Genomic DNA, 21,250 nt, shown 5'->3' with positions numbered 1-21,250 from the left:
TAGAGGAATTGCCACAAGATACGATAAGCTAAAACGTAACTATCAAAGCGCTGTTGCTTTAGCTTGTATATTTATATGGTTGCCTCTTTAGCTCAATTTATCGGCTGTAAATGTCAACACACCCTAACAATTTCAGTATTTAACTGAGCTTCGAATCAAAAAACGTTGCATTTCTACGACATGATTAACTTTAGAACATTCTTAGACTAAACACATTATTCAAAACTATTTTTATAAATATTTAGACTCAATACGTAGCACAACTACATATATATAGCGCAGATAAATAAAGCATAACCATTCTATTTTCAGGAGGTTTTATGATTTTAATAAATGACTTTGATTTAACCCAACCGCAAAAAGTCATCGTGTTAGACCATACACTAGATGACTCAACCCTGTTAACAGAAATTCTGGCCTTGTGTAAGACCGCAGACCCAGAGCTGATCGTGGCGGAAAGCAAAGAGGCTGATTTAGTCTTACGTTTATTACCTGAAATACATGCTTATTGTGGTGCCATTGCTTTAAAACAGCCGCTATGCAATGACATCAACTTTGATTTACTTACTGCTCATTATGCAACACGCAGCCAAGCAGACCAATGTACGATCCAAATTCAGTTAGAAAAAAATCATCCGGACTATACAAAGCTCGAAGCCATATTTTATATGTTGGATGAACATGAAGACTTTGATCAAGCTGTAGAATTACTGAAAAATAGTTACTTTTTTTATGCCGATGTCGACAATTTAGATTAAAAATAAACAATACAAAACTTAGATTTAGCGTAAATCTGTCGTGATTAATTTTGCAGTTATATTTTTAGCCATAAAAAAAGCACCCGAAGGTGCTTTTTGAAGATTCTTAACTTATGGCTTAACCACTACCATAATTTGAATTGCTTCTGGTGTAACCGCCAGACCATCAAGCAGTGTTAAACCTTCTTTTTGCAGTTTTTGTAAACGTGCAATTTCGTCTTCACGAATACTTGGGTTGAACTGCTTCAAATAAGTTAAACGGTCAATTTCATATTGCCATTTGCTACCGTAGATTTCTTTAGCTTGTTGTTTAAAGCCCGGTAATGCACCACGCGCAATTTCAAGTGCTTGTGTATAACGCTGTTCAATGACATCACGACGCGCCTTAACCACTTGGCGGCAACTGTTGCCATCAAGATGATGTAAATAAGGACGTAAAATTTCAGGTGCAATTTTTTGCGATAAATCCTGACCTTTTTCGCTTAGTAATACACGAACCAACTGTTGTGGCAAACTTGACGGCAAATTCAGTGCTTTCGGTGCAACGACATCGACTTTAAACCACACTTCCATTAACACAGAACCTTGTGGTAAAGCTGCTGATTTCAATACAGCAACGTTAGTACTACCAAAGCTTTGTGTATTAATCATTTCCATCACACTTTCAGTGAATGGATGCTCAAGTGTTAAATACTGAGCATCTTCACGGATCTGTGCTTGGTCACGATAGAACGTCGCTGTCATACCTTCTTCATCCAAAGTCAGACCTTGAACTTGCATTTGATCCGTTGGCTTGATGATCACGGTACCGTTACTTTGCTCATCAAAATCAATGTTTGTCGACGCCATGAAGCGCTTCATGAACATTGGTAACGTAGTATTGTCGTCGTAGTCTTCAAGTGCAGTCACAATTTCTTGCGCCACGATTGGACGGCAAGAGTTGTACTCAAGTAAACGGTCACGACCTTCTTGAAGTTCAGCTTCAAGTGCTTCACGTTGTACACTCACCGCTTCGAGCAAATCTTCAAACTCTTGGCCTTTATCTGCCAACAAACAATCTTTCAGATTGACGATGAAGTTTTCTTGTAAGGTTTGCGCTGTCGGCGAGATATTACAGAAAATATTTAATGCTTCGTTATACCAACGGAACATACGCTCTTGAGCAGTACCAACCAGATAAGGCACATGAATTTGAATACGATTTTCTTGACCAATACGGTCTAAACGACCAATACGTTGTTCAAGTACGTCTGGGTTGGCAGGTAAGTCAAATAACACAAGGTCCGATGCAAACTGGAAGTTACGACCTTCAGAACCAATTTCTGAACAGAGTAAAATTTGCGCGCCGTATGACTCTTCAGCAAAGTAAGCTGCTGCTTGGTCACGTTCTAATAAACTCATGCCTTCATGGAACATCGCTGTGCGAATACCCGCATGCAAACGAAGTACATTTTCTAAAGACTCAACCACTGGACCACTGCGTGCAATCAATAACACTTTTTTGTGTTTCAGGTCTGTACGCAGACGTTCCATCAACCACATCACACGTGGGTCAGTTTCCATCCACGAGCCATCAAGCTGCGCTTCTTCAGGCCACATTTGTTCACGTAGCTTGCCATCTTTAGACCAGTTTTCAGGTGCAGGTAATGGCGCAGGCTGACAGTCACGACCTGGGAAGCCTTGAATCGCTTCACGTGTATTACGGAATAAAATACGACCAGTACCATGACGGTCTAACAACTCGTGAATGGCACGAAAGCGTTGTTCTGGCTCGTCAGTAATTCGATGACCTAATAGGCTTTCAATCGCTGCCAAATGCCCTTCTTCGAGTGGCAGATCAGACATCAGCACTTCAGCAATTTTAGCTGTTTGGTGATACTGATCTTCTTCATCCAAGAAACGATCAAGCGAACTAAAACGTTGTGGATCGAGCAGACGTAAACGCGCAAAGTGACTTTCCACACCTAATTGTTCAGGCGTTGCTGTTAATAACAAGACACCCGGCGTTTTTTCAGCAAGTTCTTCAACAAGGTCATAACGGTCATTGCCGCCTTCTTCTTCTGACCACATTAAATGATGGGCTTCATCGACCACGAGCAAATCAAAACCAGCTTCAAGGGCTTGTTCTCGCAAGTCATCATGGTCGATCATCAAATCGACACTCGCAATGATGCATTGTTCTGTTAAGAATGGGTTGAGATCTGGATCGTGTTCTTTAATCGATGCTGTACGTGTCAGATCAAATAATGAGAACTCAAGATTGAAACGACGGCGCATTTCAATCATCCATTGATATTGCAATGAATCAGGTACTAAGACCAAGATACGTTCTGAACGACCCGTTTTGAGTTGCTGATGAATAATCAGACCTGCTTCGATGGTTTTACCCAGACCAACTTCGTCAGCAAGTAATACACGTGGAGCAAAACGTTTACCAACCTCATGCGCAATATACAGTTGGTGTGGAATGAGACCCACACGTGAACCTACCAAGCCACGTAGAGGGCTAGACTTCATATTGGCTTGAAGAAGCAGTGCTTCGATACGCAGGTCATACCATTCTTTATAGTCCACTTGGCTTGCAAGCAAACGATCTAATGGTTTTGCTAACTGAATACTTGCACCAATACGTGTTTCATTCAGTGCTTTACGCTCTTCTGTGCCATCGGCAAGTTTACGTACCGCGTTATAACGAACCACGCCACCACGGTCTTCAAGAGATTCGACAATCCAAATTTGACCTTCTTGGTCTTGGACTTCGTCATTTACATTGAAAACAATACGAGATAAAGGTGCATTGTGACGGGCATAGACACGAGTTTCATCACTTTTTGGGAATAAAATGCTGACCGATCGCTCATCAACATCAATAAGAACACCTAAACCCAGTTCCGTTTCTGTATCTGATAACCAACGTTGACCAATAGCAAACTGCTGCAATTTTTCCACCTTTTTCTCAAGTTCGGTCTGAAAATATTATGCTCAAACTGTGAACGTTATTTGAGCAAAAATCTAGACCATAAAGCAATATATTTTGACATAAAGCCCACTAAATAGTGAGCAGAATTCTTAGGGATTTAAATGATTTTCCTAAAATGGGACAGGACAGTGAAATTCCACTGTTTGCTCTGTTTCAGGATGGTTAAAACTTAAACGCTCAGCATGTAAACATAAGCGCGGCATCAGCTTCTGTTGCTCAGGTGTTGCATACAAAGTATCACCAACAATAGGATGACCTAAATATTGCATATGAACGCGAAGCTGATGTGATCGACCGGTAATAGGAGTTAAAACTACACGTGTTACGGCTTGCCCCTGAATCTCAAAATGTTCAGTGGCTTTCCAATGCGTAAGCGCAGGCTTATTGTGTGCAGGATCGGCAATATGCAGTGGCGGATGTTCTGGGTCATATATGACCGGTACATCGACAGTACCTTCACCTTCGAGCGTACCCGCAACCAATGCCTGATATGTTTTTGAAGTTTGACGTTCTTGGAACTGGCGTGAAATTCGATTTTGCCCTTGACGGGTTAATGCAAAAACCAAAATACCTGAGGTATCACGATCCAAACGATGGATGAGCAAGGTATTCGGTTCAATTTTTAATAATCGATTGATAACACAGTCTTGTAAATCTGCTGTTTTTCCCGGAACTGTGAGTAAACCTGCTGGTTTATGGATCACCATAAAGTCAGTGTCACGATGTATCAGGTGTTCGGTTAGAAAATTACTCAAAGTTCAATCCAGTTCTGATCTCGAAAAACAAGGCGGCAATAATAAAAAGCTTAGCCAACAATTACAATGCACAAAGCTATATTTCCCGACGTATTTTCCGATTTAGAACAAAAATAATTCCAATTGGCTTTGTTTAATCTGTATTGAGCAATTTTTCTAGCAATGCTTTTAAACTTGCACCATCTAAAAAGTCTTCATAACGGATGTTTGCACCATTGGCACGCCACAAACCAATTAAGCTGACCATGGCAACGGAATCAAGCCCATAACTGCGTAAATCGGTTAAGGGATCTATTTCCAAAGCGTCCATATCTAGCTGCTCTGCAATAGCCAATAATATGCCTTTGGCTGACAAAACGAATTCCGTTGGCGCTGACAGATTCCAAAGCCGCATCAAATTATAACTACTCATATGATGGATACCTTGGCATGACAAGGAGTCCACCCACTGAATATGCTGCTCCTGATTATTCATCGCAATCGCATCATCAACGATACAGATTTGCTCTGTTACGCTATATAGATGCGGCAAGATCTGTTTCAGCATAGGCGTGATTTGCCCTGCAAAGATGAGCTGCGGGTGTGTTGTTGCATATTCACCGAGCTGCTGCATGCCTTGAAGTAAATCATCACCATATAAATCGACAATTGGAATCTCTAAGGCTTTGGCTTTATTGGTCAGTTGGATCAAATTTTCCATCAGCTGCGTATCTTGTATGCCCTGCTGCATGCGTAAATTTTGTAAACCAACCAGCACCAATACCGACTGTGTTGATGACAGCTGCCATTTCGCTTGAGAAGGTGCAAATTGGATTTTTTTAGGCATTGGGTAAAGCATACGGGCTCGGTACAAAACTTATGTTAGAACAACTGTTATGTTACCGCAGAACCGAGTCTCAAAGTGGCTTTCATCTTATGATGATGTACTTGGAGGTGATTTCACTTGTTGGACAACTAAAACTGAAATTTGAAGTGAGCTGCAAATTAACTTTTGTGGTTGAAGCGCCCCATTTTCTTCAACACACCTTCTGAAAAATCACTTTTTCATGCCTGCTCGCCGATTTTTGCATGTAGTTTTTTTTAGATCAATTTGCAGTTCTATAAGAGCTTTTAATTGATCGAAAGCTTGCAATGAAGCTGCGATCAATTGATTTTCCCAGTCGATAATTTGGTTTTGATAAAATCAAATTCAGCACTTAATTCAACAAGTGTTTTTCCGCTTTAATCGCAGCAAATGCTCACTTAGCTTTAAAATCATTTGAATGATTTCTTCTTGGTCCATGTGCCATAAAATACTGATATATTGATGTTTACAACATCATTTAGGGAGACAAATATACTTATGTCAATTGTCCAAATTTCCTGATCCTTCTCTCAACAAATTTAATACTTTTTTGAGGCCAATTGTTTGAGCTACTGTTTGTGGAAACACACCTCTTTTATTTTTTAATAGCTCTACACCCGCTTTAAGCACTTCAAATATGTATGATTGTAGGATCTTTCTTAAAGGGTTGTGTTACACAAAACCGCTTTATAGACCTATTTTTGTCTAGTCTAAAAATTATTAGATCAGCCATAAACAAGAATTTTTATTAAAACCTTAGATTATCACTTATAATTCAACACCTTAGAAACGCCAATTATAAAACAAGTCAATTGCACGCTCTAAAGACTGACTCGCTTCCAAGTACAAACGTTGATTCATTTGATAACGTAAGGTCAGTTTATTCACTGGTGTAAATACCCCGACACCATAACGAATGAATAAGTCAGGTGTGATATAACCCGTCACAGAAACCTGAGTATCATCCCCTGTTCCTTGAGCATCTAGTGCCAAACCACTCAGACCAAATGTACGACCAATTTGGTTGGTCAATGCACGTGTACCACCCAAGCCCATACTAATACCGGCAGCAGCAATCGTGTTGTTCACATCAGAACGGAAACCTTCCGCCTGACTTAAACCTGAACTTCCTTCATTGATACGACCTGTAATTAAGGCATTTAAGGCTTCTTGTTCAGATAGACCTGCATCGTTATACACCTGAATTGCAGGACTTGATGCTGTACCCGTCACACGAACACCAACGGTACTGCCTTGAACGGCTTTATTGGCATCAATATCTAAAGTAGGGTTCGCCAATGGCCCATTAAAACGGGCAATCGCACGGTTCAAGTCCAGACTTTGACCATAAGCTTCGATTTTCACACGCTGAGAAACACCGATTGCACCATTGGCACGCATTGTTGTTTCTAACCCACGTTGTGTCAAATTCAAACGACCAATCAGTGGAATTCGACTATCAAAACCTTGGAAAATCACTTGATTACCAATGTTCACCTGTACGTCAGCGCGAATATCCCAAGGACGTGCCGATTTTAAGATCTCAAGTTGGTTATCACCTTCATGTACCACACGTACATCTGAAGATACCCCAACCACTGTTGCAGAAGATTCCGGCATCGAAATCAATGCGCGCGGCACATCAATTTTACCTTTTAATGTTAATTTCTTACTGAAAGGCAGCACATCTAATGATAAATCAGGCGTTACAACAGCGGTGATCAATGGTGCTTGACGGACCAACATTTCATTACCCGTTAAATTCAACTGGATACGTGGATCATTTTTCCAGTCAATATTTCCGGTTAATTTGCCCACACCACGACCACTATTAAATGCACCATCAATCGTCGCGTGGTTTTGACGTACAGCAGAATACAACTGAATATTGGTCAAGTTCACAGGTAATGAAATCATGCTAATCGAGCCATTTTTCACTCGAATCTCACCATCCATTAAAGGCTGTGACAATGTTCCGCTAATTTTTGCCGCATAAGACACCGTACCGCCCATTGAACGGACATCTTGTATAAATGGTTTTAAGATTTTCAATTGAACTTGGTTAAAGGCCACTTCACCGCGGATCGGTTTATTGGCTTTATACGGATCAATAATAATATTGGCATAACCTGTACCAATATCAGGAGCTTTGGTATCGAGTCGAATTTGTAGCCCTTCAGTGACACTTTTCGCAATCAAACCTACTTCATCATATTTTAAAGTGGATGCTAAATACTGTGGATCTTCAGCCGCTAAACCGAGTAAACCGTCACGAGTCACTAAACGTGCATCAATTTTAGGTTTTGCACCTTTCGCCCAAGACGCTTTCGCATAACCATTCACTTTACCCGTGATCGCCAGGCCTTCAGGCATAAATGCTGCAAAATCATTTAAGTCTAGGTTCTTTGTCACAAAGGATACATTGCCGCGGTTTTTATTCACACGAATCGGCTGATCAAAACATAATTCACTTTGCTGGCTCATCCAACAATGTGCGCCAACAAATAAGTCAGACTGTGCAGTGTTGTAAATAATCGATGCATTTTGACGCTGCACAAGACGGGTACGTAAGGAGTCAAAATCGCCTTTTTGAATCTGACCAAGCCAATTATTTTGTGCGTTAAAACCACCAGCTAACTGCACATAAAATTTTGATAATTTATTTTCAGCACTGACTTTTAATAAATGCGCATTACGTGTTCCTGCTAGTGAAATTTGACCTTTCACAATCTCACGGTTGTTACTGCGTAAATTATCCATCGTTGCCGTTAATAAACTTGGTGAAGTCGCAGAAGTTGGCAACTCGCCTTGCACCCGTATTTTTTTCACACTGAATAAATTATTAAAAGCAAAATCATCTATTGCGATATTGGCAGATGCTTGCAGTCGTGGTTGTGCTTGAACATTTAAGTAGCCATAAGCACGTCCACGTAGGCCTGCATAAATTTCATATAATGCCGGTGCATTAATTTTCAATTGTAAATTTTGTGCATTACCTGTGGCTTGAATTTGGTTATTGGCATAAGCCAACAGTAAATTATTCGCTTCAAACTGTTTTGGCATAAAACCAGATTGATTTGAATTAATCACCATCGCCAAGTTACCTTGACCACGGACAGGTTTGTTATTGATCATACCTGCCAAATTCAGACGTTCAATTTGAATACGTTTTAGCGTATCTGACCACACACCACTGGTTTTTAAATTTCCAGATAATTCACCCCGTACATTTGAGGCAAAGTAATGCGGCTTAAAATGCACCAGTGATGCATTGATATCCCAACCAATGGCTTTTTGTAGTAAAACTTGTCCATTGGCAGAAATTTTACCTGCCACGCCATCATGACGTAGCTCGGCTATTTTAATTAATTCAGGTGTACCCGATACTTTGAAAATCAAACTGCCTTTACTTGCGGCAACTTGGCTTGCATTGAGGCCACCATTATAATTCACAGCAAAAGCTTTAAAGCCTCCACCTTGTTTCTCATCATGGAAAGTCAGCGCAGCAGTAGATTTACCTGTTAAATGAACCGTTTCATTTTGCTGTGCTAGTCGGCCTAACAAATCAATATTATTCAGCTGAATAATCTGTTGATTTGGTTTTGCATAACCATTGGCTTTTAATGACCCTGTAATTTGATCGACAGGCGCAGCAGCTACGATGGTTTGCGGATTGAACTGCTGTGCTTGTACATTGGCTTGCCATTTCAGCATACGTTTTTGATCAGGCAATTCTACAACTGCATTACCTTTGAGCTGACCTTTGTCGGCCACATAACTAAAGGCAGGGACATTGAGATTGTTATTTTTCAGATTCAGTTTGGCTTGATATTGTCCAGCAGGCAGAGCACCTTTTTCATGTCTTGACACTGTGGTCGCCACATTAATATTCTGCTGACCTTCTGTAAGCGCCAATTGCACATTGCCCGAATCACTACTCAACCATCCAACATATGGCACTGCACGGTCTATATTTTTCCAAGACACATCCATCAGCATCGGCTGAGCTTTATTATTTTTGGCCGGCGCTTGATCGAGTTTTAAATTCCAAGTTTCATATTGGTCAAAATCCACCAACGCCGTCAGGTGCATGCCTTTTTCAAGGGTCCCTTTAGACGCAATCTTACTGTTTAAATTTACAGGTAGAAAATCTTGAACCACCTGCGGGATCAGCTTATGTTTTGGATTAATTTTATCTAAACGACCGCTTACATCCCAAGTGACCTGATCTTTCCAACTCACCACGCCACCCAAGTTGACAGCGCCGCCCATTACTTGTCCATTTAGGTTAGTAATATCAAGTTGGTTGACCAAGTCCGTACTCATGAGCGCAGTATATTTACCTTCAGGGATATTGGCACCGCTCAGGTCCGTGTCTAAATCTAAATTAAGACGCTGAATATCCCCTTTGAATTTTGCCAGACCATTTTTAGCAAAAAGCTTTTGCTCCGTCAGTAAAGGTAAATGATAGTTTTTAAATTTGAGTGCACCAAACATTGGAACATGTGGACGCATTGGATGAACCACAGCCCAACCAGTTAAAAGATCTGGGGTATGAGTTGCCACACCAGCTTGAATCGTATCAAGAGATCCTTTAGCCACCACTTGAATATCATGAATGTTCAAGCTTTCACGTAGTGAAGGTAAGTTGACAATCCCCACAGCATTTAGCGGATACTTGCCTTCAAATTTCATATTCCCAGACGCTTGGCGCACAGATAAATAGCCCATATCCATACGGGTATCTTCAAATTTTAATTCCGTCCCTGACCAAAGCGCTTCATTTAATTCAATATCATAAAAATCCACACCTGAACTATGGGTTTTAATCAACATATGATCTAAATCTGCATGATCGACACGAAGTACGAACGGCAAACGGATTACACTAAATACAAAAGGTTTATCGCTAGGTGGGGTCTTGGTAATAATTTGCAGATTTTTAACATCTGCCTTATTTAAATGAATTTCTTTATTAATAATGGCGCGCCAACCGAGTGTAATATCGGCACGGTCAATTTTTACATCGACAGGTTTTAGCGTAACGAGGACATTTCGTAGAATAATGCCCCGCCACAGGTTACCACCTTCATATTCATAGTGAATGATTTGCTGACGTTCCAGAACACGGTCAAGTAAAAACTTACTGCCTTTGTCTGTAGAGAACATGACCGCCAATGCAGCCACCAAAAAGATAAGCACGAACACGAAGGTCAAAATGACACTTCGAAGAATACGACGCTTCTTCGGCAGTTGCTCTACCGGCGTTTCGTTTTCTGGTTCTTGCTGTTCTTGTTCAGTCATAAAAAACACATCACCTAAAAATTATAATTGTGAACCAATAAAGAAATGTAAACGAATTGGTTTGCTGTCGTCAGAAAGTCCAGTAGCGACATCTAAACGAATTGGGCCAATTGGAGAAGCCCAACGAATCCCCACACCTGCGCTATATGCAGTCGGTGTATTAAAGTCTTTATCGTACGCATTACCAAAGTCACTAAAGACCGCAGCACGCCAGCCTTCTTTAAATTGGTAGTTATATTCTAATGAACCCGTTGCCAAGACTTGACCACCAATTTTATAGCCATTTTCTTCGGCCGCTAAACTCTTATAGTCAAAGCCGCGAATGGTTTGGTCACCACCGGTAAAGTAGCGTAAGTTATAAGGAACTTTATCAAAGTTCTCTGTCAGAATATAACCTAAATCACTGCGCCCAACGACTTGGTGATTATCATTTTCACCCAACGAATAAATAAAGCGCCAGCCCGCATTCAAGATCGCCATATCAGCATCTGAAAGTAAGCTTTCACTTCCGACTTCAACTTTATAGGTTTGCTTGATCCCTTTACTCGGATTCACACGTTTATCAGAGTCGGTTCGAGAAATTTCATAGCCAAACATCAAGGACTGTTGTTCATTGTTGGTATTCACCAAGAATGCATCTGGAATGTCATCACTAGGATTAAGTCCGTCATCAGTAATACGGTCCAAACGATAACGTAAACCAAAGGTATGCTGCCAACTACCACGGGGGTTTTTAATAATCCGGTCCACACCCGCTACAGCAGATTCAATGGAAAGATTAACACCTTGACCGACATCATCACGTTCTTCACGTTCATAACCACCGACTAAGCTGACATAGTCATTTAATGGATGGTTATATGGAATGTTATAGCGACCATCAATCGATTGACGGATTTTGGATACTTCCATGTTGGCATCAAATGAATGACCGCGTCTATTCACGATTGCACGGCGATACTGTCCACGAACACGTGTACCTGTATCGGTACCGAAACCTGCACCAATTTCTGCACTATTCAGCTTGTCTGCATTCAGTGTCACGATCACAGGGACTTTTTTATCTTCACGTACTTGGGCTTTTAAGCGTTCTTGCTCTTCTTGTTTGGCGTCTTGCGTATCTTGCAAACTGCGTAATTTAGATGGTTGCTCTGCATCATTCACCCCCGCAAATTGGTCTTCATCGACCACTTTTTGCGTCACTTCTTTATTCGACATCACTTCAGTTTTGTCTTTCACCACTTGTGAACTTTCAGACAACTGATTTTGATCAACCAAGGTTTGAATATCCGGGGGCAGTTCAAGTGGCTTTTCAATCGGGTCTGGTCGAATTGCATCAACCAAGGTGTAGTTAAAATAGCGAGAGTTGGTCAAGTTATTAGCCAAACCATTCACACGCCAGAAAGTATAGTCAGCACCGTCTTTCCACGTCACCAAACTTTCTAAAATATCGCGATCCAATGGAAACTCTGCATTCGGATCACTCATTCGAAATTCGACTTCGCCCAGCTTATAACGCTCACCCGTTTCAAATCGCAAATTGATATCGGCTGTATTTTGTGGTTGCGCCACTTTTACATCGTGCAAACGCCAGTACGAGTCGAAATAACCGTTATTAGTTGCTGCATCATTAATTCGGCCTTTCGTCGTTTCGTATTCACCATGATTAAGAATGTCACCTTCTTCTTGATCTGGTAAAACACCAATCACCTGAAACTGAGCTTGATTTGCTCCAGCCCCTGAAAATTCAATATTTTGCTTTTGAATTTGCACAGGCGTATTTGGTGTAACCAATACACGAACTTTACTATCAGACACTTTTTCAAATTTGAATTCTGACTGATAAAAACCTACAGCTTGTGCAGCTTGATTGGACAAGCTGCGTAATTGAGGCAAAGCCGATGGAAAATCGCTAAAAGACTCTTGAGTAAAACTTGAAAGCTTGCCTTTAATATTGGCTTTGAGATCTTCCAGCGCCGCACCGTAAGCCTTACTCGAAGTCTGACTGGTATTATGTGCTGAGGTAATTTCAACATCCGCACTAATTCGTGGCACTTTTGCCGTATTCATCTGACGTGGCGGACGTACTTTATATAATAAGCGCTTAAAAATACCTGGCTCTGCATCATCTTCCACAGTTGGATTATTCAGCACTTGCAGAGTACTGGCATTTTCATTTTGTGTTGCAGTAATTTCATTATCAGAGCGAATTTCACTCATGAGCTGATCAATATTGACTGGCGCTTGGTTAATTTCCGTTAACTCTTTTTGGGTAATGTCCGCAACAGCAACCTCTGTTTGTTGTGTCGCACGGTACTCCTGCGCCTGACGTTTGGCTTCTTCAGCAACTTGGAAGATTTCATTCGCCATGTTTTGATCAACAGGTGTCACGGGTAAGTTTTCTAAATCTTCGAACTCAATGGGTTTAAATTCTTGTAGTTGTGTTCCTGCTTGCTGCTGTTCTTGCAGCATTTTCATGCTATCAACAGATTCTTCTGGTTCATTTATATTTTCAATTTTTTCAATTGCTTCAGGCGTCGATAGCCCTTGCTTTACAGCCTCATCCTTGATTTCAGCAACAATCTCTGCTTTTGTATCGGTAGATGTTGGAACCGTTTCTGCGGGAGTTTGGGCGAAACTATGCTGAGCACACAAGGTCAAAAAGATGCTCATATATAGACTTTTATTGCTATGATGCTGTCGTATGCAGTGAGCCATACTGTGATGAAGCATTGTTTTTTTAAACTTGATTTTTGCAGGCATAGCAAACTCTAACAAATTTCATTATGTAATGGACTTAGTCAACCAGATGTAGAGCTAAAGATCTTATATCTATTGGTTTTTCGCCATCTCCAAACTCAAAAACATATTACATGATTTTTTTAGAGATTTTACCAATCACTCACATTTCTTAATAAAACTTAATGTAGCAAGACGCTTATGAATAACAACGAACATCTGCTAGGTACACGCCGTTTCCTGCCTATGTTTTTGACCCAATTTTTTGGGGCGCTCAATGACAATGTCTATAAACAGGCTTTATTGTTGGTCATTACCTATGGATTAATCCAACAACAGGCATTACCCATCAGCACGCTAAACAATCTGGCTGCATTATTGTTTATTTTACCCTACTTTATTTTTTCAGCGACAGCGGGACAGATCGCAGATAAGTTTGAACGTTCACAACTTGTCCGTGGCATCAAAATTTTAGAAATTATCATCATGATCATCGGCAGTATTGGCTTTCTGACCGGTCATTTATGGTTATTGTTGCTGGCTTTATTTTTGATGGGGACCCATTCGACATTTTTTGGTCCAATCAAATATGCAATTTTGCCTGAAATTTTAAAGCCCAATGAGCTGATGTCAGGCAATGCGCTCTTCCAATCGGCAACATCCATGGCAATTTTATTCGGGATGATTTTGGGCGGTGCAGTGATTGCTTCATCTCAAGGCAATTTAATGTGGATCAGCCTGACGGTAATGACCATCGCCATTTTAGGTTATATCACCAGTCGTTTTATTCTTAAGCAAAATGTCACAACACCTGATTTAAAAATCGATTGGAACTTTTTTCGTACCAGTTACCAAACGATGAAATATGCCAAAAGTTTGCCGCTAATTTTTACTATTTTATTGGGGAACTCGTGGTATTGGTTTTATGGTGCTACCTACCTCACTCAAATTCCACAAATGACCCAGCAAAACCTACATGCCTCTGAAAATGTCGTTAGCTTGCTATTGACTTTTTTCTCTGTCGGTGTAGGCGTGGGTTCATTACTTTGTCGTAAATTGGGCGGCACTCAAGTCAATATTAAGATGGTTCCCATCGGTGCTGTAGGTTTAACGGTATTTGCACTGTATTTAGCCTTTAGTTTGACCCTCGTCCCTACTCAAACTGGCCCACTTATTACCCTTTCAGAAGTTTTTCATCAAGGTTGGGGCTATTACCATGTCATGATTGCCGTGACTTTATTGGGCATTAGTGGCGGATTTTACATCGTTCCACTCTATGCAATGATGCAAGCTTACTCCCCACGCTCACATCGTGCGCGAGTCGTTGCCGCAAACAACATTTTAAATGCGGTATTTATGGTATCTTCTGCTATATTTTCAATTATCATTCTGAGTGTTTTAAAGATTGATATTAAAATACTTTTTTGTATAACCGCAGTGCTCAGTGCAATTTTTTGTATTTGGCTGCTATTACGCATCAAACCTTTGCTTCAAACTACGCAAGTCTCTCTGGAGGATTAATCCATGCGTCAATTTACAGGTGTCGACAAACTTATTCACTCATTTGATCAGGCCTTACGTAGTTTAGTTCCCGGAGCAACGGCTGCACATCGTGAAAATCCGTCTGTTGCTGAAAAGACTCAACTTGCAGTCAGTGAAGCACGTCATGTGGCGGGTCTAATGCGTGTCAACCATAGTGGTGAAGTTTGTGCCCAAGCGCTTTATCATGGCCAAGCACTCACCGCTAAACTGCCAAATGTCCGCCGTGAAATGGAACACGCTGCGATTGAAGAACAAGATCATTTGGCTTGGTGTGAAGACCGCTTAAAAGAATTAGACAGCCATACTAGTCTGCTCAACCCTGTTTGGTACGGCCTTTCTTTTGGGATGGGTGCATTGGCAGGTATTGCCGGTGATAAATACAGCTTAGGTTTTGTCGCTGAAACTGAGCGCCAAGTGAGCCTGCATTTAGAAGATCACATCCGCCAACTTCCTGAACAAGACGAACGTTCACGTAAAATTTTAGTGCAAATGAATGAAGATGAGCTGCATCACCGTGATACAGCACTCAATGCAGGTGGTGTAGACCTTCCTGTTCCAGTTCGTATTGCCATGACTGGTATTTCAAAGCTGATGACCAAAACCAGTTATTACATTTAATGCTTTTCTAATGATTGTCGCTAAGTTCTATAAATAGTGAAAAAAAAGCCTGCAATGATGCAGGCTTTTTTATGAGAAATCTTTTGACTTTAATACAATAATTCCTTCGCCATCAAAACAGTTTATAGGCTGCCATCGACTTGGTGTAAACCAATCAAAATTCAAACTATAACGTTGTGCAGTGGACGGATAACCTGCTCCACCTAACTCAAGCAGCCATCCTGCCGGACAAATTTCCTTTTGGTTATTCATCATAACGGTTTGATCATGTGCCAACTCAAGCAATAAATGGCGATGCAGCTCAAATGCAATAACATCAAATCCAGCTATTTGAATCGGCTGTGGAAAACGAGCCGATGTCAAACCTTGACGAATATCAGTCATCTGTTCCAGAGTATAATCGGTTTCAAATGATCGGTTAATCCACGTGCCTTCAGGCAGTACAACCTCTCCAAAGTTTAAAGGTTCCTGCAACTGTATATGAATTTTCTTTTGATGCTGCAACTCTGCATAGTCAGAAATAAGATCTGAAATCACGAACAATCCAAGCGTTACTGCAACAAATAAAGGGAAAAACAATACGCCAGATAAGCCAATTTTAAGTGCCGCATTTACTTTATATGGTCGATTTTTTTGCTTTTTATACCAATTATTCCAACTCAACCAAATCGCAATGACAATAAATAGCACCAAAATCGCAAAGCAAATAATAAGGAAACCTCCCGCACCTGCACCATAACCTAAGCCCATATTGCTCTCACTAAATATCCCTTTAAATCTTTTAATTATGTTTTGACGATTTTATCAGATCAGCCACGTTCACTTTATCAATGTTGATGATGCTTACGCCACCACTTCAACACCGTATAGAGCACACGGAAGAATACGATACATAAAATAACGGCAATAACGATGTAAATATCTTGATGATAAGGCAGCATTTTCGCCCAAAATAGATGTAAATAATGACTGATTTGGAAGCCAATCGTTGCGACCAACATCGCCCAAATAAAACAGGCAACCAGATTAATCAGTACATATTTCCAAACAGGATAAGCACGCACACCTACAACAATAGGTAAAATGGTTCTAAAGCCCCAAGCAAAGCGCATAAATAAAATGGTCAAAATAGGATAACGTTCAATAAACTGGCTCGCACGATCGAATTTTTGTGCAAATTCGGCATTCGACTGGATAAGTTTTTGCCCATAGCGAGCGCCCATTTGATAATAAAACTGATCGCCAATAAAACTGCCTAGCATCGCCACCGCAATCAACATTGGAAAATGAAGTATGTGTTGATGGACGGCATAGGCGCCAATCATCAGCACTGTTTCTCCTTCAAACAATGTGCCAATAAAAATCGCAATATAGCCATAGTGCTGAATCAGATCAGTCCAGTTCATATCATTATTTTGAAGCTAAAAAGATAATGTAATCCTGCGACAGCCTATACGCTAGCTCATACCATGACAGGATTTGAATATTTTTTGTTATTGTCTACTTGGGATATTTAGGGACATTTGAAATATACGTCATGAGTTTTGAAAGCATTGCGTTTCATTCGCTCAATCCACTAAAACTTTTTGGCAACTCACCATAGGAAATTGATGTGCTGGATGTTCAAACATTTCATTTTTCCAAATGTCGAACATTGGTATTTTAACATCGAGTGCTAAAGGCAGTTTTTTCGGATTAAATTGCATGTGCGCTAAGCTTTCGCCCCACGCGATCAGATCCAGATCCAAAGCGATATTATGAGATGGACGAACACGACCTGAGTCTGCTTCCATTTTTTTCAGTAAGGTGCTGATTTCATCTACACATAAACTGCTTTTCACCAAACAAGCTGCATTCCAATAATCCGCCCCAATGCCATCACGACAAGGAATCACATAAATTTTGGAAAATTCAACATGACCCAAAGCCTGAATTTGACGTAAAGCCTGTTGAAAATGCGGTTTGGGATTGAAATTACTCGCCAGAGCTAGGGCGAAAATCGTTTCGGTGGCGTTCAAGACGAATTCCTACAGAATTGGCTTGCGCGATAATGGCAGGCTTCCGGATGCTAATCATAATAGATTCAATGCTGTCATAGGTAGCAAAAAGTGCATCAATCACCAGTTTTGCTGCATGTTCGATCAATTTAGGTTGAGCAGTTTGAATGACTTTGGCTGATATTTCGCAAATTTCAGCATAATTCAAGGTATCTTCAAGCTCATCTGACTGAGCCGCCTGCGCTAAACTGGTTTGAATATTGAGGTCGAGCATCAAAGGCTGAATAATCTGACGCTCCCAATTGAAACAGCCGACTACAGTTTCAACTTTCAAACCTTCAATGATAATTGCGTCCATTCTTACACTCAAAATAAAATCTTAAACATCGATAAAATCCTCCTGTTAAAGAAGGAGGGTTTTATTTATATCTTGCGGCTAAATTATTGCTTCAACAATAAATTAGGGTCCATAGTCTGCACCATTTGAATACGCTGGTCTGCATAAATATCAGTATATGGCGCAAGGATGCGCATAAAGCGGTCAAAGTACAACATTTGTTTGAATAATAAAGCGAAGTCACGTGGGAAGCGAATACCATGACGCTCTCCGACTTGTACCATATCCATCATGATGTCATTCAAATCGGCAGGATTTGAGGTTAATAATTCCTGTGGATCAGCCAAAAGCACACCGCTAAATAAACGCTCTAAATCGGCAGCTAAGACTTGTGTGTCAATTTTGACAGCCGTCATGCCCATTTTCAGCATGTTTTCAGCCATCAAGTTGTAGTCAGTTTTTTGTAGGGCATCCATAAACGCAATACATGCTGTCCACACTTCAGGTTTCAACTGGCCCACGATACCAAAATCGATGAAGCCTACTCGACCATCTTCTAGCAGCATCAGGTTGCCTGCATGTAAGTCTGCATGGAAACTGTTACATAACATCAAGCTGCCAAACCATGTATTCATCGCTGTCACCAAAACTTGCGATGGATCTTTAGCGACTTTCTTGACCACGTCAAAATCGGTCAATGGCACGCCGTATAAACGTTCCATGGTTAAGACACGACGTGTTGAATATTGGTGATAAACCTTTGGTGCTGTTGCGGCTTTGTTTTGAGTTACGTTCAGATAATTCACAAAGTCGTCAAGATTTTGAGCTTCTTCAATAAAGTCCACCTCACGTACCATGCGAACTTTAATTTCTTCAACGATATCTGCAAGTGAAGCAAATTTGACTTTGGGTACAGCTTTTTCGACCAGTTTAGTAGCCCAATGTAAGACGTTTAAATCTGTATAGAGAATCGTCTCGACACCCGGTTTTTGCACCTTAATAACAACATTTTCACCAGTGACCAATTTAGCGGCATGCACCTGTGCAATCGATGCAGAAGCCAAAGGCTTTTCATCAATTGAAGCAAATATTTCATCTAAATTACGACCAGCAAATTCTGAAGCCAATACCTGCTGCACATAACTAAACGGCAATGACGGTGTCTGATCTAAACAGCCTTGGAACTCTTCGACATATTCACGCGGAAATAAAGAAGGTGTACTGGCAATAAATTGACCCAATTTAATATAGGTTGAACCTAGTGATTCAAAAGTTTCACGCATTAATTTTGCGTTACTTGGTTTTTCAGTTGCATATTTAAAGCCGGCTTTTGCCGCAACGACAGCGGTCTCACCCATGCGGGCAACCGAGCGAATTCCATCTAACCAGATATTGTTTTTCATAATGTCTTAGAAAAAAATAATTAACGTGAGTGTAGCAAAAAAATAAGGGCTTGCTGCTTTATCTTGCCTGACAGATTGGACAATCGGGATCTATTTCAAAAGCGAGAATTTTTTGTTTCATTGACAGACCATCCCACAACAAAAGTTTTTGTTTCAATACTGTCTTTCCTAAACCCAAATAAAGCAAAGCATGATGAGCTTGCAAACTTGCCATAACATTTGGTGTGGTTGCAAGCACACCCGAGTCTGCACAGCGCAAACTTTCATTGGCATGCTGTTCTTTTGGAAATAGACATTCATAACATGCCGCGTTTCCTTCGACCATAAACAGTTGCCCTTGGAAACCAATCGCTGAAGCACTAATCAGCGCCACATTATTTTCTACGCAGCTTGCATTGACCAAATAACGCGTGCTGAAATTATCACAACCGTCGAGAACCAAATCTTGCTGTGAAATCAATGCCTTTGCATTGCTTTCATCTAATTTTGAGGTATAGCTTTGCACACGGATATACGGGTTAATCGTTTGTAAACGTTTAGCCAAAATTTCAGCTTTATAAAAACCTACATCGTGTTCGATATACGCGATTTGTCGTTGCAAATTACTGATTTCAATGCGATCTGCATCGATCAAAGTGATTTGGCCAACGCCTGCACGTGCCAATAATTCGGCTGTAGTACAACCAATTCCACCACACCCTACGATGAGTACATTGGCAAGTTTTAGCTTCTCTTGCGCATCGATGTCCCAACCATCAAGCAATATTTGACGGCTGTATAGATGCATTTCATCATCACTTAATTCAAATTCAGATGTTGATTCATTCGATTTAAACGTAGACAAAGTATTTCCTTATTAAAATTCGTCAAGCATAAAAAATAGGCGAGTTTATACCGCACGCAAAAGATTAAAACACCGTTATCCATCAAATGTTATTCGGCTACAAACCCGAAACAGTGTAAAAACACCCGGCTATTTGAGCAAGACAATATACAGCTTAAAGTTAGAATAAATGCTCTGTAGACATGACATTTTTCTCAGTTAGCGTATCTTCAATTACACTATTTAAAAAACAGTATCTCAAACACCTTAGTATGTAGGAACATCATAGAGGTATAGCGTATACATGTTTTAAAAATAATAAATAAAAAATATAGTTATATTTTTAAACATATTTAGTTGCACTAGAGCTGCTTATATTAGGTTCATTTTAATGATTCTTTTCTACCTTAACCTCAAAAAATAAAACTTAATTCAAGACATTTTAAGCGTTTACGTATGCAAAGAGATTTAATCCGTAGGTATATATATGAATTCAGTGAGAATTAAATTGCTGACACAATATATTCGATAAACTTATGAGCTAACACACATTATTCAAATACTTTGTGCTCAGTCATATTTACCCCTTTACCCCAAAGTGATTACTTAAAAGTGGAGAATAAAAATGTCACAAGAATACATTGAACAAGATCAGCGACAAAAATTATGGAAACTCATTAAAGACGTGCGTTTCACCATGATTAGCCATGTCACTGACAAGCAAGAAATTCATTCTCAACCTATGACCATGCTTAATTCTGATAAGATGAATGAGCATGAAAATATCTATTTTCTTATGAAAGAAAACAATGACCTTGTAGAGGCAGTCAATGCAGGTCGTAATCATCTTGGATTAGCATTCGCTAAACCTTCAGACGATATTTATGTATCAATTAGTGCTCATGGAGAAATCAGTACAGATGCGGCCCTAATCGATAAATTATGGAATCCTTGGGCTGAAAACTGGTTCGATGGCAAGACTGATCCTACTGTTCGCGTTTTGATAGCTAATCCTATTAGTGCAGAATTCTGGAATGTCAAAGACAATAAAGTCACCCATTTATTCAAAGTTTTGAAGGGCAATTTAACGGGTAAAACTCAAGAACTTGATACTGAACATAATACCCTGAACTTAAAATAAATGATTTTA

15 protein-coding genes and 2 pseudogenes are annotated in these 21,250 nt (G+C 40.2%); 5 read left to right on the top strand and 12 right to left on the bottom strand.

The features are described 5' to 3' along the window. Both FTV37_RS08845 and FTV37_RS08840 read left to right on the top strand, forming a co-directional pair. Positions 1-91 (top strand): annotated as a pseudogene (locus tag FTV37_RS08845) (IS5/IS1182 family transposase); the annotation flags it as partial. Positions 92-320: 229 nt separating this feature from the next. After that, complete coding sequence (locus tag FTV37_RS08840; RefSeq protein ID WP_180063555.1) at positions 321-758, top strand: hypothetical protein; 438 nt, start codon at positions 321-323, stop codon at positions 756-758. 111 nt (positions 759-869) lie between these two features. Here the strand turns inward: FTV37_RS08840 and rapA are convergent, their stop codons facing one another. The 6 genes and pseudogenes from rapA to FTV37_RS08815 form a co-directional block, all read right to left on the bottom strand. Further along, positions 870-3,707 (bottom strand): RNA polymerase-associated protein RapA, encoded by a 2,838-nt coding sequence (gene rapA / locus FTV37_RS08835; RefSeq protein ID WP_180012337.1) that lies wholly within the window; start codon positions 3,705-3,707, stop codon positions 870-872. Between the two features lie 141 nt (positions 3,708-3,848). Further along, positions 3,849-4,493, bottom strand: coding sequence for an RluA family pseudouridine synthase (locus FTV37_RS08830; protein WP_180007926.1), 645 nt, complete (start codon positions 4,491-4,493; stop codon positions 3,849-3,851). Positions 4,494-4,626: 133 nt separating this feature from the next. Next, positions 4,627-5,331, bottom strand: a complete 705-nt coding sequence (locus tag FTV37_RS08825) for a phosphopantetheine-binding protein (RefSeq protein ID WP_180063554.1) — start codon at positions 5,329-5,331, stop codon at positions 4,627-4,629. A 120-nt stretch (positions 5,332-5,451) separates the two neighbouring features. Then, a pseudogene (locus FTV37_RS17875) lies at positions 5,452-5,782 on the bottom strand (IS3 family transposase); the annotation flags it as partial. A 338-nt stretch (positions 5,783-6,120) separates the two neighbouring features. Further along, positions 6,121-10,641 carry a translocation/assembly module TamB domain-containing protein gene (locus FTV37_RS08820; RefSeq protein WP_180063553.1) on the bottom strand — a complete coding sequence of 1,507 codons (4,521 nt, stop codon included), beginning with the start codon at positions 10,639-10,641 and terminating at the stop codon, positions 6,121-6,123. A gap of 21 nt (positions 10,642-10,662) precedes the next feature. After that, on the bottom strand, positions 10,663-13,404 hold the full coding sequence (locus FTV37_RS08815; RefSeq protein WP_180063552.1) for an autotransporter assembly complex family protein: 2,742 nt from the start codon (positions 13,402-13,404) through the stop codon (positions 10,663-10,665). Between the two features lie 177 nt (positions 13,405-13,581). Between FTV37_RS08815 and FTV37_RS08810 the strand changes: the two genes are divergently transcribed. Beyond that, a complete protein-coding gene (locus FTV37_RS08810; RefSeq protein ID WP_078188554.1) occupies positions 13,582-14,901 on the top strand; it encodes an MFS transporter in 1,320 nt (439 codons plus the stop codon). Between the two features lie 3 nt (positions 14,902-14,904). After that, positions 14,905-15,540: a 2-polyprenyl-3-methyl-6-methoxy-1,4-benzoquinone monooxygenase gene (coq7, locus tag FTV37_RS08805; protein WP_180004953.1), complete on the top strand. Its 636-nt coding sequence runs from the start codon at positions 14,905-14,907 to the stop codon at positions 15,538-15,540. A gap of 69 nt (positions 15,541-15,609) precedes the next feature. Here coq7 and FTV37_RS08800 read toward each other — a convergent pair whose 3' ends face one another. The 6 genes from FTV37_RS08800 to FTV37_RS08775 form a co-directional block, all read right to left on the bottom strand. Continuing rightward, positions 15,610-16,290 (bottom strand): hypothetical protein, encoded by a 681-nt coding sequence (locus FTV37_RS08800; protein ID WP_180010355.1) that lies wholly within the window; start codon positions 16,288-16,290, stop codon positions 15,610-15,612. Positions 16,291-16,367: 77 nt separating this feature from the next. Beyond that, entirely contained in the window at positions 16,368-16,946 is a 579-nt protein-coding gene (locus tag FTV37_RS08795; RefSeq protein ID WP_257224262.1) for a DedA family protein, read from the bottom strand. 162 nt (positions 16,947-17,108) lie between these two features. Beyond that, a complete protein-coding gene (locus FTV37_RS08790) occupies positions 17,109-17,558 on the bottom strand; it encodes a 2-amino-4-hydroxy-6-hydroxymethyldihydropteridine diphosphokinase (RefSeq protein ID WP_180063551.1) in 450 nt (149 codons plus the stop codon). Then, positions 17,515-17,895 (bottom strand): dihydroneopterin aldolase, encoded by a 381-nt coding sequence (folB, locus tag FTV37_RS08785; RefSeq protein WP_180004951.1) that lies wholly within the window; start codon positions 17,893-17,895, stop codon positions 17,515-17,517. The genes FTV37_RS08790 and folB overlap by 44 nt, the downstream gene beginning before the upstream one ends. An 83-nt stretch (positions 17,896-17,978) precedes the next feature. Then, entirely contained in the window at positions 17,979-19,277 is a 1,299-nt protein-coding gene (locus FTV37_RS08780) for an AarF/ABC1/UbiB kinase family protein (RefSeq protein WP_180040380.1), read from the bottom strand. 58 nt (positions 19,278-19,335) lie between these two features. Then, entirely contained in the window at positions 19,336-20,064 is a 729-nt protein-coding gene (locus tag FTV37_RS08775; RefSeq protein WP_180063558.1) for a HesA/MoeB/ThiF family protein, read from the bottom strand. A 661-nt stretch (positions 20,065-20,725) separates the two neighbouring features. On the opposite strand from FTV37_RS08775, the gene FTV37_RS08770 reads away from it, so the two are divergent. Continuing rightward, positions 20,726-21,241 carry a pyridoxamine 5'-phosphate oxidase family protein gene (locus FTV37_RS08770; RefSeq protein WP_078193950.1) on the top strand — a complete coding sequence of 172 codons (516 nt, stop codon included), beginning with the start codon at positions 20,726-20,728 and terminating at the stop codon, positions 21,239-21,241. Positions 21,242-21,250: the final 9 nt, after the last annotated feature.

The sequence above is a fragment of the Acinetobacter sp. YH16042 genome, from assembly GCF_013417245.1.
In the GTDB taxonomy this organism is placed as follows: Bacteria; Pseudomonadota; Gammaproteobacteria; order Pseudomonadales; family Moraxellaceae; genus Acinetobacter; species Acinetobacter amyesii.
This window is presented reverse-complemented; position numbering and strand designations above follow the sequence as displayed.

Bases quoted from the DNA above. Each gene is read 5' to 3' on its own strand.
- FTV37_RS08840 (WP_180063555.1), top strand. From the start codon at position 321: ATGATTTTAATAAATGACTTTGATTTAACCCAACCGCAAAAAGTCATC.
- FTV37_RS08825 (WP_180063554.1), bottom strand. From the start codon at position 5,331: ATGCTTTACCCAATGCCTAAAAAAATCCAATTTGCACCTTCTCAAGCG.
- FTV37_RS08820 (WP_180063553.1), bottom strand. From the start codon at position 10,641: ATGACTGAACAAGAACAGCAAGAACCAGAAAACGAAACGCCGGTAGAG.
- FTV37_RS08815 (WP_180063552.1), bottom strand. From the start codon at position 13,404: ATGCCTGCAAAAATCAAGTTTAAAAAAACAATGCTTCATCACAGTATG.
- FTV37_RS08810 (WP_078188554.1), top strand. From the start codon at position 13,582: ATGAATAACAACGAACATCTGCTAGGTACACGCCGTTTCCTGCCTATG.
- coq7 (WP_180004953.1), top strand. From the start codon at position 14,905: ATGCGTCAATTTACAGGTGTCGACAAACTTATTCACTCATTTGATCAG.
- FTV37_RS08800 (WP_180010355.1), bottom strand. From the start codon at position 16,290: ATGGGCTTAGGTTATGGTGCAGGTGCGGGAGGTTTCCTTATTATTTGC.
- FTV37_RS08795 (WP_257224262.1), bottom strand. From the start codon at position 16,946: ATGAACTGGACTGATCTGATTCAGCACTATGGCTATATTGCGATTTTT.
- folB (WP_180004951.1), bottom strand. From the start codon at position 17,895: ATGGACGCAATTATCATTGAAGGTTTGAAAGTTGAAACTGTAGTCGGC.
- FTV37_RS08780 (WP_180040380.1), bottom strand. From the start codon at position 19,277: ATGAAAAACAATATCTGGTTAGATGGAATTCGCTCGGTTGCCCGCATG.
- FTV37_RS08775 (WP_180063558.1), bottom strand. From the start codon at position 20,064: ATGCATCTATACAGCCGTCAAATATTGCTTGATGGTTGGGACATCGAT.
- FTV37_RS08770 (WP_078193950.1), top strand. From the start codon at position 20,726: ATGTCACAAGAATACATTGAACAAGATCAGCGACAAAAATTATGGAAA.